General features: G+C 62.4%; 15 protein-coding genes. 13 read left to right on the top strand and 2 right to left on the bottom strand.

Features of this window, described 5'->3' with window-relative positions; all coding sequences use genetic code 11:
- The first annotated feature begins 118 nt into the window (after positions 1–118).
- Both Q0949_RS14615 and Q0949_RS14610 read left to right on the top strand, forming a co-directional pair.
- On the top strand, positions 119–373 hold the full coding sequence (locus Q0949_RS14615; RefSeq protein ID WP_299373711.1) for a type II toxin-antitoxin system prevent-host-death family antitoxin: 255 nt from the start codon (positions 119–121) through the stop codon (positions 371–373).
- On the top strand, positions 366–782 hold the full coding sequence (locus Q0949_RS14610; RefSeq protein WP_299373709.1) for a hypothetical protein: 417 nt from the start codon (positions 366–368) through the stop codon (positions 780–782). Before Q0949_RS14615 ends, Q0949_RS14610 begins: the two co-directional genes overlap by 8 nt.
- A gap of 28 nt (positions 783–810) precedes the next feature.
- Here Q0949_RS14610 and Q0949_RS14605 read toward each other — a convergent pair whose 3' ends face one another.
- On the bottom strand, positions 811–1,104 hold the full coding sequence (locus Q0949_RS14605) for a hypothetical protein (protein WP_299373706.1): 294 nt from the start codon (positions 1,102–1,104) through the stop codon (positions 811–813).
- Between the two features lie 349 nt (positions 1,105–1,453).
- Between Q0949_RS14605 and Q0949_RS14600 the strand changes: the two genes are divergently transcribed.
- From Q0949_RS14600 to Q0949_RS14570, 7 genes are all read left to right on the top strand, one after another.
- A complete protein-coding gene (locus Q0949_RS14600; RefSeq protein WP_299373703.1) occupies positions 1,454–1,924 on the top strand; it encodes a hypothetical protein in 471 nt (156 codons plus the stop codon).
- 40 nt (positions 1,925–1,964) lie between these two features.
- Complete coding sequence (locus tag Q0949_RS14595) at positions 1,965–2,903, top strand: zincin-like metallopeptidase domain-containing protein (RefSeq protein ID WP_299373701.1); 939 nt, start codon at positions 1,965–1,967, stop codon at positions 2,901–2,903.
- A gap of 23 nt (positions 2,904–2,926) precedes the next feature.
- Entirely contained in the window at positions 2,927–3,136 is a 210-nt protein-coding gene (locus Q0949_RS14590) for a DUF6330 family protein (protein ID WP_005617043.1), read from the top strand.
- A gap of 88 nt (positions 3,137–3,224) precedes the next feature.
- On the top strand, positions 3,225–3,614 hold the full coding sequence (locus tag Q0949_RS14585) for a DUF3768 domain-containing protein (protein ID WP_299373698.1): 390 nt from the start codon (positions 3,225–3,227) through the stop codon (positions 3,612–3,614).
- 158 nt (positions 3,615–3,772) lie between these two features.
- Positions 3,773–5,755 (top strand): ParB/RepB/Spo0J family partition protein, encoded by a 1,983-nt coding sequence (locus tag Q0949_RS14580; RefSeq protein WP_299373695.1) that lies wholly within the window; start codon positions 3,773–3,775, stop codon positions 5,753–5,755.
- Between the two features lie 72 nt (positions 5,756–5,827).
- The gene (locus Q0949_RS14575; RefSeq protein WP_299373693.1) at positions 5,828–6,421 is read left to right on the top strand and encodes a regulator; all 594 of its coding nucleotides are present in this window, start codon (positions 5,828–5,830) and stop codon (positions 6,419–6,421) included.
- Positions 6,421–7,077, top strand: coding sequence for a hypothetical protein (locus Q0949_RS14570; protein ID WP_299373691.1), 657 nt, complete (start codon positions 6,421–6,423; stop codon positions 7,075–7,077). Before Q0949_RS14575 ends, Q0949_RS14570 begins: the two co-directional genes overlap by 1 nt.
- Here the strand turns inward: Q0949_RS14570 and Q0949_RS14565 are convergent.
- Positions 7,074–7,589 (bottom strand): hypothetical protein, encoded by a 516-nt coding sequence (locus Q0949_RS14565; protein ID WP_223866110.1) that lies wholly within the window; start codon positions 7,587–7,589, stop codon positions 7,074–7,076. The genes Q0949_RS14570 and Q0949_RS14565 overlap by 4 nt on opposite strands.
- Positions 7,590–7,994: 405 nt before the next feature.
- Between Q0949_RS14565 and Q0949_RS14560 the strand changes: the two genes are divergently transcribed.
- The 4 genes from Q0949_RS14560 to Q0949_RS14545 all read left to right on the top strand — a co-directional run bounded on the left by Q0949_RS14560 (position 7,995) and on the right by Q0949_RS14545 (position 14,114).
- The gene (locus Q0949_RS14560) at positions 7,995–12,257 is read left to right on the top strand and encodes a strawberry notch family protein (RefSeq protein ID WP_299373687.1); all 4,263 of its coding nucleotides are present in this window, start codon (positions 7,995–7,997) and stop codon (positions 12,255–12,257) included.
- Between the two features lie 18 nt (positions 12,258–12,275).
- Entirely contained in the window at positions 12,276–12,566 is a 291-nt protein-coding gene (locus Q0949_RS14555) for a hypothetical protein (RefSeq protein ID WP_299373684.1), read from the top strand.
- Positions 12,567–12,702: 136 nt separating this feature from the next.
- Positions 12,703–13,431, top strand: coding sequence for a DUF736 family protein (locus tag Q0949_RS14550; protein ID WP_299373681.1), 729 nt, complete (start codon positions 12,703–12,705; stop codon positions 13,429–13,431).
- A gap of 155 nt (positions 13,432–13,586) precedes the next feature.
- A complete protein-coding gene (locus Q0949_RS14545; RefSeq protein ID WP_299373678.1) occupies positions 13,587–14,114 on the top strand; it encodes a hypothetical protein in 528 nt (175 codons plus the stop codon).
- The last annotated feature ends 48 nt before the right edge of the window (positions 14,115–14,162 follow it).

Here is a 14,162-nt window from a genome sequence, read left to right as displayed (position 1 = left end):
ATGAGTACACCTACACTGAGACCGTGCGGCGGTACGGATGACACATGGGAGGGCTCAACCCATCTCTTGCAGAATATCCAGAATGTATGTATATTCTGCACAAATGGAGACCCAGATCATGCATGAGCTTCCCGAGTTCAAGGCGGCCGACCTTACGCGGCACACAAGTGACCTGTTCGACGCGGCCATTCGGTCGCCGATTGCGATCACCAAGCATCGCAAACCCAAATTCGTGCTGATGAGCATGGATCAGTATCAGCAACTCGCGCGGGGGGCCACGCAGCAGGCTTACATGATCGACGAGATGCCCGAGGATCTCAGGGCGCTGATGATAGAAGGGCTCGAGCAGGACTTGACGCAGGCGGATGACTAAGCCGAGTGCTGGAGCGGTTTTCCGCTATCCGTTCCTGTGGAAACGCGAACAGATGGCGGGCGAGACTGAGGGCCGCAAGACACGGCCTGTTTGTATCGCCGTCACTGTCGCTAAGTCCAATAACGAGACCGTGGTATTCATCCTGCCGATCACGACGCAGCCGCCCTTGCCCTCGCGCAAATTCATCGAGGTGCCCCAGATCGAGTCGCAGCGCGTGGGGTTGGAAACCCATGTCCGCAAATGGGTCATGCTGGACGAGATCAACACCGATATTCTGGAGCGGTCCTATGTCTGGGAGGACCGCACGCCCATCGGCACGTTCAGTTCCGTCTTCACATCCAGGATCCAGTCCAGCCTCATCGCGCTTGCCAGGTCGGGCGGGGCATCCGTTGTTGATCGGCTGAAGTAGTCTCGATCACCGCAGGGTCTGCCCAGCTTTACTTGTTCCCGTCGATCCACTTCGACATCAGCCCCTTGTCGCGGAAACACTCATCCGGGACGGCGCGGCGTTTGATCCGGGCGAGACGCTCGGCAAAGGCGACCTGCTTTGATGTCGGGCGGCTGTCCTGCGCGCCCGGGGTCAGCTTGGCTTGTGCGTCGATCCAGGCGCTCAAGGAGCGCCGATCTTGCTGAACCTCCCATGGCAAAAGCGTCTGGTTGCGCAGGGCCAGCGACCGCGCATAGGCAATCTGCTTTGGCGTCGCGGGCAGGACGTAAGTGATGCTTTCCATCGGAGATCTCCCTTCTTAGCGTGGTTCTAAAATAGAACATAACAGGAACAAAATCAAGCCACCTCCGGAAATCATGGGGTTTGAGAGAAAGAGGGGCCGGGGAGGGTCAGACCTGAGGGTGGCCGAAAGAGGGTGTCCGGGCCTGAACCTGTTCCACATTGGGGTCTGAGGTCGGACGGTGCAGGATCCTACGTTCTCGTGAGCGTAGGATGTAACATTTTCCGGCATCAGGCCCCTCTAGAGTGAAAGTGTTCTTCGGGTTTTGTGACTGACGTATGAGGGCCTTTGGGGTCCCTCAGATGGGTCCGGGCCGGGTTCCGGTCTGTCTTTCCTGATGGAGGGCATTCCCATGCAAACAGGTGTCTTGCGCGTGCTGCGCGCAACCGCTGCCTCGTGGTGGCGACACAAGGAACTACGCCGAACCGGACAGAGGGGCCAGGCACAACGGCTCGAGCGTAAGACGGTCCTGCGTGATCTCGGGTATCTGAAGCAGGCGGCGTTATTGCCAAACGCGCATGTGATCTGCGGGGAGGGCGGGACTTTCATCTATCTCGGGTGGACCACCGTTTCGACCTTCGCGCCGATCGAGCGCTTTCCCTTGGCCACTCTTGCGGTCGCACAAGGGACCCCGTTCATCGATATCCGACCCGTCACCGATGTGATTGCCTTCGCGAACCTGCCGCGGGTGACGCGGGACGGATCGGACGACTCTGAACCCTGGGGTCCCGGCAGGTCCGTGTCGCTGACCACCTACATCGACATGGTCGAAGTCCTCGGTGCCAGGATCGCCAACGATCCACGCCCCCGTCAGTCAATCTGATCACCATTCCCTCTCACCAAAACTCGAAAGGACGCCAGTCATGGCCCGATCCCGCACGCCCAAATTCGATGCCTCCGAGGTCATCACAAACGAAATCATCCGCATCATCGAGCGCGGTGTCCTGCCGTGGCGCAAGCCCTGGACCGCAGGGGGCAGCTCTCGTCCCCTGCGCGTGGGCGGAGAACCCTACCAGGGAGTGAACAACTTCCTGCTGACGATGCGGACTGTGATGGCGGGCCACAGCTCTCCCTTCTGGATGACGTTGCCGCAGGCCAATGCGTTGGACGCAAAGGTCCGCAAGGGCGAGAAATCCTCTGTCGTCGTCTATTACGGCCAAAGCCGGAAAGACGCGGGCGGCGAGGACGACCGCAGCGACGGGGATGATCACTCCGAGGAAGCCCGCATCTTTCGCTTTCAGAAATCCTACCGCGTGTTCAATGCCTGCCAGATCGAGGGCTTGCCCGACAGTTTCTTCCCCGACCCGGAGCCCGTGCCCGAGCATCCGCCGTCCGAGCCCATCCCGCATATGCAGGCGTTTTTCGATGCCATCGACATCACAACCGTCTTCACGGGCACGGAGGCGTACTATTTGCCCCCCGTGGACAAGGTTTACATGCCATCCATCACGCGGTTCCAGGACCCGCGCAATTTCTACGGGGTCTGGGCCCATGAGCTGGCCCATGCCACGAAAGCCCCCCATCGACTGAACCGTGATTTCGGGTTCTCGAAGTTCGGCAACACGTCCTATGCGCGCGAGGAGATCGTCGCGGAACTGACCTCGGTGTTCCTGGGTCAGACGCTCGGCTTCACGGCGCATACGCTCGAGATGAATGCCGCCTATCTCCACAACTGGTTGCGCGTTCTTCGGTCGGACAAGGGCGCGATCTTCAAGCACGCCGCGGACGCGCAGCGCGCCTGCGACTACCTGATCGCCAGATCGGAGGCGGGCAGGGCAGGGCGCAGCGCCAAAGCGGCCTGACCGCACGGAGAACGGAGACACCCATGTCACGTAAGGAACCCAAAACGCTGCGGGTGGCCTGCTTCAACGACGGCCGCCGCAAGATCATCACCTTCAAGCGCGGTGCCTATTGGTGGAGCGCTGCCGAGGGCGCTTATCCGCTCTCGGCAGCGCTCGAGAGCATCAAAGAGCAAGGCGGCTGGATCGAAACCATCCCCAACCCGAATTACAGACCCAAAGGGCTGTTCGGGTAGGGCGCCTTCGGCCTCGATGCATCCGCCAAGCGGAAAAGAAAAAGCAGGCTTTGAGAAGGGTGTTTCAAACCTCTCAAAGGAGATCCCTATGTCCATGAATGTTCAACCCCAGCCAGACCGTCCCGATCCGACCGTGATCGCGGCGCAGAACGACGCGTTTCGCAAACTTGCATGCCTTGGGGTGCCGCCCGCGCAACCCATCCAGGGTCGCATGCATGTCACCCGCTCGCTTATGGAGGCCGGCGATGGCTTCATGGCCGAGGCGGTCAAGGCAACCGGTGAATTTGCCACGTTCGAGCCTGAGAATGATCCCGAGGGCTGGCACGATTTCGGGGCGGTCGAGATCCGGGGCGAGACCGTGTTCTGGAAGATCGATCTCTATGAAGCAGACTCGGATTTCCGCTACGGGGCCGAGACCCCGGACAATCCTGCCACAACCATGCGCGTGCTGACCATCATGCTGGCGCGCGACTGGTAGAAGGGCAGGGGACTCCTCCCCCCTGACATCTGAGACGATGAAGGCCCGCTGCCCCTCAAAAAGGCAAAGCGGGCCTTTTGTCGTGGTGATCCCTGAAGCCGGGGATTGGTCACGCGCAAGCGCGCGGGCCGCATCTCACCCACCCGGAAGGATATCCCATGACCACAAGCTTTGCCCCTCTCACCGTCGCCATCGGCGATCTGGTTCCGCATCCAGCCAATGTGCGCAGCAACGCGCCGGAAACTTATGACCCCGAGAACATCGCGCATCTGAAGGCCAGCATCGCTGTGCTGGGCCTGCTCCAGCCGCTCCTGGTCCAGAAGCTTGACGGCAAATACGCTGTCCTCGCCGGTGGCCGGCGCCATGCCGCGCTGAAGGAGCTAATCGCCGACAAGGCCAGCAAGGCGTTCACGGCGAAAACCAAGGTGGACTGCCGCCTTGTCCCTGAGGAGTGCGACGTCACCACGGCGCTGTCGCTCGCCGAGAACATCACCCAGGCACCGATGAACGCGATCGACGAGTTTGAGGCCTTCGCCCGGATGATGGAGGTCGACGGCCAGACGCCCGAGACCATCGCAAAGACCTTCGGCGCCACGGTGGCGGCCGTGAAAGGCCGGTTACGCTATGGCCTGATCCACCCCGACATCCGCGCCGCGGCCCGGGCCAAGGTGATCACGCTCGACACGATGAAGGCCTTCGCCGAGCATCCAAGCCAAGAGGCGCAGCGTGAGGTCTATGAAGCGCTCACGAAGGACGGCGGCTACCTGCAGGCCTATACAGTCCGCCAGGCTCTCAAATCCCGCGGCGTCCAGGTCAGCGACGATATCGGGGCCTTCGTGCGCGAGGACTATGAGGCCCGCGGCGGAGCGATCGCGGCCGATCTGCTGGAAGAGCATTCGGTGCTCGAGGATGCGGCGCTGGTCGAAACCATCCTACTCGAGAAGCTCGGTGCCGCCGCCGAAGAGGCTCGCATAAAGCTGGGCTTTGCCTGGGCCGATGCAATAGTGCGCTATGATTACGCGACCATGGCCGAATATGGCCGCGTCTATCCCGGCCCGATCGAGCCTGATGAGGCTGCGCAAAAGCGCGTGGATGAAATCACCGCCGAACTCGAGAAATTGCAGCTCGAGATGGAGGATGAGGGGCTCGAGGACGGTGCCTACAATGCCCTTTATGAGCGCGTGGACGCCTTGGAAGAGGAAGCGCGCGATCTGCAGGAAGCCTACAGCGCCGAGGACCTCGCGCGGTCTGGGGTGATCGCGTCCTGGCAGGGTGGGCAGATCACGCTCCATGTTGGTCTCGTCCGCCCGGAAGACACCGTCAAAGAGGAGGGCGCGCGCGGCTCCGCGGGCAACCAGACGGGGGAAGAGGCCGCCGATGCCGGAAAAATCACCTATCCGGCCTCGCTGGCCGAGGACCTCAAGACCGAGCGGGCCATGGCCCTTGGCGCCGCAATGGCGCTGCATCCCGAGGCCACGCTCGATCTGACGCTCTTCAAGCTGGTCAGTGACGTTCTGGCCAGCGGCATGGCCGTGACGCAGGCGATCAAGGTCGACGCCCGCAAGGAATACCGCAGCCATGCCAAGATGGACGAGATCGACGAGACCTCGCTCGAGCAGGTGGCCGCGGCGCATGATGCGCTTGATCTGTCCTGGCGCGATGATACCCGCGCGCCCGCGGATCAGTTCGCGGCGTTTCGTGCCCTTGAGGCAGGGGAGAAGGCCAAGCTCGTGGCCTATGCCACGGCCAGCACCACGCAGTCCTGTTTCGCGCGGGACCGGCAGCGCGACAGCCTGATGCATGCGTTCGAGATCGAGGTCATGCCCGAGATTCGCGCGCATTGGACGCCGAACGGGGCGCTGTTCAATCGCTTTAAAAAGGCCTGGCTCCTCAAGATCCTCGGTGAAGATCTGGGTCTGACCCAGGAGGCGGTGACGCTGGCCTCGTCGAGCAAGAAGGAGATCGTCGCCTTCTGCGACAAGCTTTTTGCTGAACCCTTCGCTACGCTCACGGACGCGCAGCGCGCTGCCGTGGCCGCCTGGTGCCCGCCGATGATGCAGACCGCCGGTGCCGCCTGTGATGAGGCGGAGCCCACTGCGGAAGCCCCGCAGCCTGACAGCGAGGTCGCGCAAGCGGCCTGAGCCATCACGCGACCCGCGCGAGGCATTCCCCGCGCGGGTCGACCCTCCCACACCCAACCGAAAGACATCCTCATGGCTATTCTCAAGTTCTCTGCGTCCGCTGTTGCGGCACAGATCGCCCATGCGCGCGCCTGCAAAACCTTCCTGCCCAACTGGAACGGGCCCGTGGACAGGCCCGCCCTGATCCTCATCGTCGGCAATGGCGTGCATCTGCGCTCAAACGGCATCGATGGCACGACCACCCGTATCGTCACCACCGAGCAGGCCGATCCGTCCTTTGCTTTCGCCGATGGCATGAACCCGTTTCGGGACACCGACTGGATGGCGCAGCGCCGCATGGCGTTTCGCGATCTGACCGGCCAGTTCTACACCGACATCCTGGATGACGTGCAGGTGCTCATCGACCGGGGGCGGGGTGCCATCCGGCTCGCCACCGATGGCCACAGCATCCGCGTCTTCGTGCGCCGGGCCTCGGATTATCTCATTGGCGGGACCTACGAGGTGCCCTCGGGCCTCGGCGGCACCTTCCGAGTCCTCCTCAAGGATGCCTGCGACACCTTCGCGATTGTGCAGAACTGCGGCAATTGCGAGGATTTCGACGCCATGCAGCCCTACCGCGTGCCGCTGGATGCGCTGATGGAAATCGATGACCGGAGGGCGGCGTGATGGGTTGGCTCTTCTACACCGACGGCCGCGTCCAGACCTACGCGGATGAGAAAGCGGAGATTGCTCGGCTGTGCACCTTCGAGGGCGAAACGCGCAAAACCGAACTGGTCAAGGCCTGCAAGGTGGGTTCGACCTGGTATGCGGCGGCAAGGGTCACAAACCTCCACGGATCTCCGGTCGAAGATGCGACCTATGTCACAGACCCTGACGGCGCCGTCACCTTCGGTGCCGTATTCCTCACCCGATACGACGAAGGCTGCTGGGGCTACAAGGACATGGAGGAAAGCGCTGGTCCCGTCGAGTCGCGCGCTCCGCTCAGCCTTCTGGCGCTGCTCTCGGAATTGAAGGACCCAGAGAGCTATGCCCATGCCTGGCGCCAGCGCTGCCGGGACTGGGCTTCGATTCCGGACTACGAGGAAGGTGACAAGATTAGGCTCGCCGCGCCCCTGACGCTCACCGATGGCAGTACATGCCAGATCGTCACCGCGACGCACTACAGGCGGGGGCGGCAAAAACGCCGCTGCTACCGCATCGAGGAAACCGGTGGGCTCGTACGCCTGTCGAAGGCCTCGCTTGCGGGCTCGGAGCTGCTCAGCTCCGCAAAAGGCGAGGCCAGTCCTGTGCTGGCGGAGTTCCTGGCGGGGCGGGACGCTTAGGGGCGCACTGCGAGTAGTGCGCGCACCGTCTCGATTTCCAGCACCCAGTTGCTGGTCGTTTCGTTGCGCCATCTTATGCAGCGGATGATCCGATCAAAATCATCCTGAAGGGCGCGCGGAAAAACAGGCTCATGGTGTGCGATTCTGTTGCGGAGCCTCCTCACGGCTTCAATGTCAGACCTTAATTCAGATCGGCGCTGGCTGGCAGCGACACCACGAGGCGCGTCCGGAAACACTGCGTAGAAATGATCGTCCCACAGTCTGCCTTGGTGCCTGTTTGTCAGCATCTTCTCCCAAAACACGAACTTCAGTTCGGCGACGACCTTTCCGGCAGTGGGTTGCTGTGCTGCGCAACCTTCGAGGTCTCGTTTGGGGCTGTATGCCGGACCGCGCGGGTTCGGTAACGAACGGATGAAGCCTTGTGTCCAAGGCCATGTTCCTCCATGGACAGCTTCGATTGCTTCCACGATCGCGTTTCGCAGCGCAACTTCCAAAACATGGAGTGGAACCATGAACGCGGCTGATACTTGAAGATTCCAGTGGTATAGGTGGAGAGCTCGCGTCCTATCATTGCCGGTTTCGCGCAGATAGGTCGCAAACCTAGGTGCGGATAGGACGTTCGGAAGGTGGTGTTCTTCATCAGCCGTGAACGGTGGATACATTGACAGTAAAGACTTTCGGTGCCATATAGAGCTTGAGCTTTGAGATTGCGGGCACTATGCCTCCCCTCATTGCACAAAGAAAGCAAAAGCCCGTCGCATTGCGGCGGGTTTTTCAGTTTTCTAATCCAACTCCGAAAAACCGTTTGATTGGCCGGCCGTAGATTGGATGCCTCTTGGTCTGAGCTCATCATCCCGAAAAGCGAAAGCGGGCTTTTTGTCCTTTGGAACTCAGACCCTGATCCAAAGGAAACCCCCATGTCCAAGCCCCGCTCAACGCTCCCCAATCCTGTTGAATTCGACGCTAACCTCGCCTCTGCCCTCGATCAGATCGGCACGGAGGTCGACAACCAGCCCCTGCGCAGTTCAGCGCTCGCGCGCATTATGCGTGAGACGTTTCATGGCAGTGATGCCGGGGGCGCCTGGGACTGGCGCATAGCCTATGACATGATGCAGGCTGCGGCCATCCAGGTGCTGCTGGGTGGGGACGGCGCGGCAGGTGACATCGCCGCTGCAAAGCTCCTTGCCTCACGGCTTCTCACGGAAACGCGCCGGTCAGAGCAGCAGATCCGGCTGCAGCAGTTTTCCACGCCGCTGCCATTTGCGGCGCTGGCCTTGCGGGCGGCAGCCGTTCGCAAGGGCGAGACCGTGCTGGAGCCCTCGGCTGGCACCGGTGCCCTGGCAGCTTTCGCCGCCCGGGCCGGTGCCACCCTTGTGCTCAACGAGATCGACCCCTTTCGCCAGAGCCTTTTGCGCGCGGTCTTTGGTGGCGATGTGACGGGCCATGACGGCGAGCATATCGACGATCTGCTTCAGACGCCGGTTCTACCCGACGTCGTGGTGATGAATTCGCCCTTCGCCTCCTCGGTCGACCGATCCCGCGACAAGCACATCGCTGCCAAACATCTCATTGCGGCTGCCAAGCGCCTGGCACCAGGTGGGCGCCTGGTGGCGATCATGCCGCCGGGGTTCACGCCCGAACGCGATGCCGCGCATTGGTCCCGCGCCTGCGGTCTCCTGACGCCACGATTGGCGCTGACGATGCCGGGGCAGGTCTACCGCAAGCTCGGCACCTCTGTCGAAACCCAGCTCATGGTCTTCGACAAGGTGCAGGAGGGCGGCGAGATGATCCGCGTCCCTGTGCGGGATCTGGATGAAGCCCTTCCATTTGTCGATGCCGTGGCCGCAACACGGACCGAGATGAGCCCGGCCCAACGGGTTGAAGCGATCCCTCATGCTCGGCCGACCGTTCGATCATCTGTCCCGCGCAAGACCGCTGCCGGTGTTATCACCGCCCCCACAGCCAGGGCCAATGCCGTCCGTCCGCTCAGCTTCACGAGCCTTCAGACCCCGCGCAACAACATGCCCATCTCGGACATCTATGCGCGCTACCGCCCGCAGCGGATCGACATCGCAGACGCGCAGGAACATCCCACGCCGCTTGTCGAAAGTATCGCCATGGCCTCTGTGGCCCCGCCGGTGCCCTCAGGCGCGGCCAGTGCGGAATTGCGCCTGCCCGCACGGTTGATCGAGGAGGGAGATCTCTCCGAGGCGCAGCTCGAGACCATCATCATGGCGCATGATGCCCATGGGCGCGATCTGCCCGGTCGGTTCGCGATCGATGACGACCAGACCAAGCTGACGCGCGCCGATGATGACCCGGACGCACGGGCCTATCGCCTCGGGTATTTCCTCGGCGACGGCACCGGTTGCGGCAAAGGCCGCGAATGCGCGGGGCTCTTTCTCGTGAACTGGCTGGCCGGGCGCAGAAAGGCGATCTGGGTCTCCAAATCCGCCACGCTTATCGAGGACGCGATCCGCGACTGGACCGATCTCGGCGGCTCGCCTGCCGACATTCAGCCGCTTTCCAAATGGAAACCGGACCAGCCCGTCCCGATGGGCGACGGGATCCTCTTCGTCACCTACGCCACGCTGCGGTCCGCGGGTAAATGCGGCACCACGCGACTGAGCCAGATCCTCGACTGGATGGGCGAAGACTTTGACGGCGTCCTCGCTTTTGATGAGGCCCATGCCATGCAGAACGCGGCAGGGTCCGAGCAGGGCAGGGGGGTCAAGCCCTCCCAGCAGGGCCTTGCTGGCCTGCGGCTGCAACTGGCAGCACCCCGCGCTCGCGTCTTCTACATCTCGGCCACGGGTGCCACGAGCGTGCACAACCTGGCCTATGCCGCGCGGCTGGGGCTCTGGGGGCAGGGCCCCGAATACCCCTTCCCAAGCCGCGAGAGCTTCGTTTCTGCGATGGAAGCCGGCGGTGTCGCTGCCATGGAGGTGGTCGCGCGCGATCTCAAGACGCTCGGGCTCTACACGGCGCGTGCCCTCAGTTTTGATGGGGTGGAGTATGACGTGCTCGAACACGCGCTCACTCCGGCCCAGATCGAGGTCTATGACGCCTACGCTGGAGCGTTTCGCACCATCCACCACAATCTCGAAGCCGCGCTGACGGCGACCGGCGTCAACGACGCCTCGGGCGAGACCAATGCGTCGGCCGCACGCGCCTCGGCCAAGTCCCGCTTCGAAAGCACGAAACAGCGCTTCTTCAACCATCTCCTGATGGGCATGAAGGCTCCAAGCATTATCCGCGCCATCGAGGACGATCTGGCGGCGGGCAAGGCTTGCGTCATCCAGGTGGTCTCGACGGGCGAGAGTCTGCTGAAACGCCGGCTTGAGACGATGGACCCCGAGGATGAACTCGTCGAGGGCGCGCTAACGCCGCGCGATTACGTACTGGGCTACCTCGAACAGGCCTTCCCGATCCACGCGCAAAAGCTCGTGGAGATTGACGGCAACATGGTCGCGGAACCTTTGCGGGATGAGACCGGGGCGCTCGTTGTCTCGCGCGAGGCGCTCGCCCTGCGCGATGCGGCCATGATGGAGTTGATGACGCTCGCCCCGATCCCCTCGGCGCTGGATCAGATCCTCTGGGCCTTTGGCGACGATGCCGTGGCCGAAGTGACCGGAAGGTCGATCCGACCTCTGAAGGCGGACGATGGCCACCTCTTCATCGAGAAGCGCGCCGCCAGCAGCAATTCCTCCGAGACCCAAGCCTTCATGGACGGCGAAAAGGATATCCTGATCTTCTCCGATGCAGGCGGCACGGGCCGGTCCTATCACGCGGCCCAAACGGCGAAGAACCAGAAACGGCGGCGGCACTATCTTCTGGAGCCCGGCTGGCGCGCCGATGCGGCCATCCAGGGGCTCGGGCGCACGCATCGCTCGGCCCAGGTCAGCGCGCCCTTCTTCCGGGTCTGCACCTCCGATGTGCATGGCGAAAAGCGCTTCACCTCGACTATAGCCAAACGCCTCGACCAGCTGGGGGCCCTGACCAAAGGTCAGCGCGAGACCGGCTCGCAAGGCATGTTCCGCGAGGAGGACAATCTTGAAAGCCCGATCGCGCGGGCGGCATTGCGTGGCTACTATGCCGATCTTGCCGCCGGGCGCGCCGAGGCGATGAACTACGAGAGCTTGACCGACTGGACAGCCCTGCGACTGATCGACAAGGACGGGGTACTGCTCGAAGAGCTTCCGCCGATCCAGCGGTTTCTGAACCGGGTGCTGGCCCTGCCCATCCACATGCAGAACGCGCTCTTTGCCGAGTTCATGCGCCGGATCGCTGATCAGACCGAACGAGCGCGCGCGGCAGGCACCCTCGATCTCGGCGTCGAAACCCTGCGTGGCGAAAAGATCGAGCAGGTCTCCACCGAGGATCTCTGGACCTGCCCGAAATCCGGCGCCGTGACGCGGATCATCGGGCTTGAGGTGACGGACCCGGTCCATGTCCTGGGCGCCGAAGAGGCCATATCGCGCAATCCGGACAAGCTGCCAATGGTGAATCGCGCCTCCGGTCGCGCGGCGCTCATCTCGGCGCGGCCGATGCAGATGTATGACGAGGACATCGTCACGCTGATGCGCAAGGCGGTGCGGCCAAACGGGTCGAGCTATCTCGAAGAGGTACGGTTTGAGTCCTCGGCTTGGGAAGAGATCGACAGGCCCGAGTTTGCGCGGATTTGGGATGCCGAGGCTGCGTCCCTGCCAAAAACCACCACGACCAAGCTCTACCTGCTGACCGGGCTGCTGCTGCCGATCTGGAAGGACATTCCGACCACCAATGAGCGGATCTACCGTGTCACGCCAGACGGGGCGACAGCCATGATCGGGCGGACGCTGAGTGAGGAAGGGGCGGCCGCGCTGCGCGCCCGCTTCCTCGTCTCCAATCCGCAAACGCCGCAAGAGATGTTGACCGCCGCCATCGGCACCACCGCACCTGTCGATCTGGGCCGGGGTCTGACGCTGACCCGCCGCCGCGTCGCAGGCGAGACGCGCCTCGAGTTGGGCGGTGCGGATCGGGGCATGATCGACGGCCTCAAGGCGCTCGGCTGCTTCACCGAGATCATCGCCTTCCAGCTACGGGTGTTCCTGCCGCATGGGGACAGGATCGACACGGGAAGCATTCTGGCCCGGATCGTGGGGCAGGCACCAGATGCCCCCTCAGTGGCAGCAGAATAGGCAAGGGAGGGAAAGATCATGACACTTGATGAAATCAAGGCCGCCGTCGATGCCGGCCATACCGTGCATTGGGCTAATACCGGCTACGTTGTCCACAAGGACCGGCTCGGTCAGTACCTCATCACCTATCAGCCGAACAGTAGCTGCATCGGTCTGACCGACCGGGGCGGGCACGGGTTGAACGGAAAAGAGGCGGAGTTCTTCATCGCGCGGTCGGAGGACAGCGTTGAAAATCCGGGCAGCCAATCAAGACCAGACGGGCACGGAAGGAGCACTGCACCCGGAGGTGCGGTTGCGCACCCACTCTGACGGCAACTCTGACCCGTGGGCGGGGCTGAAAGGAAAGCAGGCTTTCTGATTTGTGACTCCCTGAGGGGTCGAGAAAGCAATCCCGGATGCGTTGGCAAGAACGTCAGGCACCGGCCAATCCAAAAGGAACCTTCCCATGTTCGCAGGAACCCTCACCCGCAATGTCGAGACCGCAGCCGCTCAGTACACCGGCATGATCCACTCGACGCGTTTTGACATCGCCATCCAGTTGGAAGCGCGGGCAAAGATGTCCGAACGCAGCCCGGATTTTGACGTGACGGCAGTCAACAAATCAGGCCGCAAGGTGCGCATCGGCACGGCCTGGAACGAGACCGGCAATACCAGCGGCAACCCCTACATCTCGATGCAGATCGATGTCGGCTTGGGTCCGTTCCGGGTCAACGCGGTGCAGACGAAAGAGGCGCGCGCGGCCCAGAGCGGCGAATTCGAGATCATCCCGCTGGTCTCGAACGGCCTGATGAAATCCGGCTCGATCTCGGGCGAGCTCACCGCCATGGACGCTGACAACGCCTTCACGGGCTACATCGCCAACATGATGTTCGATCTGGAGTTCATGCTGATCGAGAACAGCTATAAATCCGAGGAGACCCACCCCGATTACCGGATCGAGGTCAGCTCGCCCCGGGGCACACCGATCCGCGTCGGCTCGGCGTGGATGGCGAAAAGCAGCCGCACGGGCAATGACTACCTGTCGCTGCTGATCAACACGCCCGATGGCGATCTGCGCGTCAACGCCGTGCAGAACGAAGAACAGCGCGGCGGGCAGACCTTCTCGATCATCCCGTTCATCGACAGCGGTGAGCAGCCGCAGGACGTCGGCGCGGGGCTCTCCTTGGTCGCCTGATCAGCGCGCGAGGTGAGACGATCTGAATCCAAAGGGGAACCGTGGGATCACGGTTCCCCTTTTTCCGTGTCCGTTGGCGCGAAGGACGCCACCCGCTTGCGATCAGGTGTAAATGTGATACGATAATATATTAACGTAATGTCGAGGGCGGGCGCGTGGCGGCTAGATCAGGGACGGTTCCATGGTTCGAGAGCTTTGATGTTGAGGTAGAGGTTGAAGATCTCCTCACTCATATCGAGCGCTGCACCGGATTCGCGCTACCCGCCCGAAAGCGCGATGTCATCATGTCATTTGCCAAGTCGAAGTTCGACAAGACCAGGCAGGGATATTTGGAGGCCAAGGCAGCAGGAAAGCCGGTGTCCACCTCGCGGCGTGCGTATCTGACCGACCTGCAGGACACGATCTTCATGGCGATCCCGGCAGAGAGTCTTGCGCGGATGCCACTGCGCGAGCAGGTCCTTAACGACCCGTCATTTTACGCGGATGCCATGCACCATGCCGCCGCGATCAGTGAGGATGAGCTTTTCATGGCGCTCTCCTCTTCGCTGAAAGACATGACAGTCCAAGACGCCCGCGCCTTCGTCTCGAAGCTTTGGCACGGCACGATTGACGACAATGCCCGTAAATACGCCGAAGCCCTGAAGCGCCCAGAGCGGGGTCGAGTCCGGCTGAGTGCAGAATAGGGCGTTAAGCCTGGATTGGGCTTCTGTAGTCGAGCTCAGGCCGCGTTT

Origin of the sequence: uncultured Tateyamaria sp. (genome assembly GCF_947487805.1) — a bacterium.
GTDB lineage: Bacteria > Pseudomonadota > Alphaproteobacteria > Rhodobacterales > Rhodobacteraceae > Tateyamaria.
This window is presented reverse-complemented; position numbering and strand designations above follow the sequence as displayed.

Excerpts from the sequence above, each read along its gene's own strand:
- Q0949_RS14570 (WP_299373691.1), top strand. The coding sequence starts at position 6,421 with ATGGGTTGGCTCTTCTACACCGACGGCCGCGTCCAGACCTACGCGGAT.
- Q0949_RS14575 (WP_299373693.1), top strand. The coding sequence starts at position 5,828 with ATGGCTATTCTCAAGTTCTCTGCGTCCGCTGTTGCGGCACAGATCGCC.
- Q0949_RS14555 (WP_299373684.1), top strand. The coding sequence starts at position 12,276 with ATGACACTTGATGAAATCAAGGCCGCCGTCGATGCCGGCCATACCGTG.
- Q0949_RS14590 (WP_005617043.1), top strand. The coding sequence starts at position 2,927 with ATGTCACGTAAGGAACCCAAAACGCTGCGGGTGGCCTGCTTCAACGAC.
- Q0949_RS14565 (WP_223866110.1), bottom strand. The coding sequence starts at position 7,589 with ATGGTTCCACTCCATGTTTTGGAAGTTGCGCTGCGAAACGCGATCGTG.
- Q0949_RS14595 (WP_299373701.1), top strand. The coding sequence starts at position 1,965 with ATGGCCCGATCCCGCACGCCCAAATTCGATGCCTCCGAGGTCATCACA.
- Q0949_RS14560 (WP_299373687.1), top strand. The coding sequence starts at position 7,995 with ATGTCCAAGCCCCGCTCAACGCTCCCCAATCCTGTTGAATTCGACGCT.
- Q0949_RS14605 (WP_299373706.1), bottom strand. The coding sequence starts at position 1,104 with ATGGAAAGCATCACTTACGTCCTGCCCGCGACGCCAAAGCAGATTGCC.
- Q0949_RS14615 (WP_299373711.1), top strand. The coding sequence starts at position 119 with ATGCATGAGCTTCCCGAGTTCAAGGCGGCCGACCTTACGCGGCACACA.
- Q0949_RS14585 (WP_299373698.1), top strand. The coding sequence starts at position 3,225 with ATGTCCATGAATGTTCAACCCCAGCCAGACCGTCCCGATCCGACCGTG.
- Q0949_RS14600 (WP_299373703.1), top strand. The coding sequence starts at position 1,454 with ATGCAAACAGGTGTCTTGCGCGTGCTGCGCGCAACCGCTGCCTCGTGG.
- Q0949_RS14610 (WP_299373709.1), top strand. The coding sequence starts at position 366 with ATGACTAAGCCGAGTGCTGGAGCGGTTTTCCGCTATCCGTTCCTGTGG.
- Q0949_RS14550 (WP_299373681.1), top strand. The coding sequence starts at position 12,703 with ATGTTCGCAGGAACCCTCACCCGCAATGTCGAGACCGCAGCCGCTCAG.
- Q0949_RS14580 (WP_299373695.1), top strand. The coding sequence starts at position 3,773 with ATGACCACAAGCTTTGCCCCTCTCACCGTCGCCATCGGCGATCTGGTT.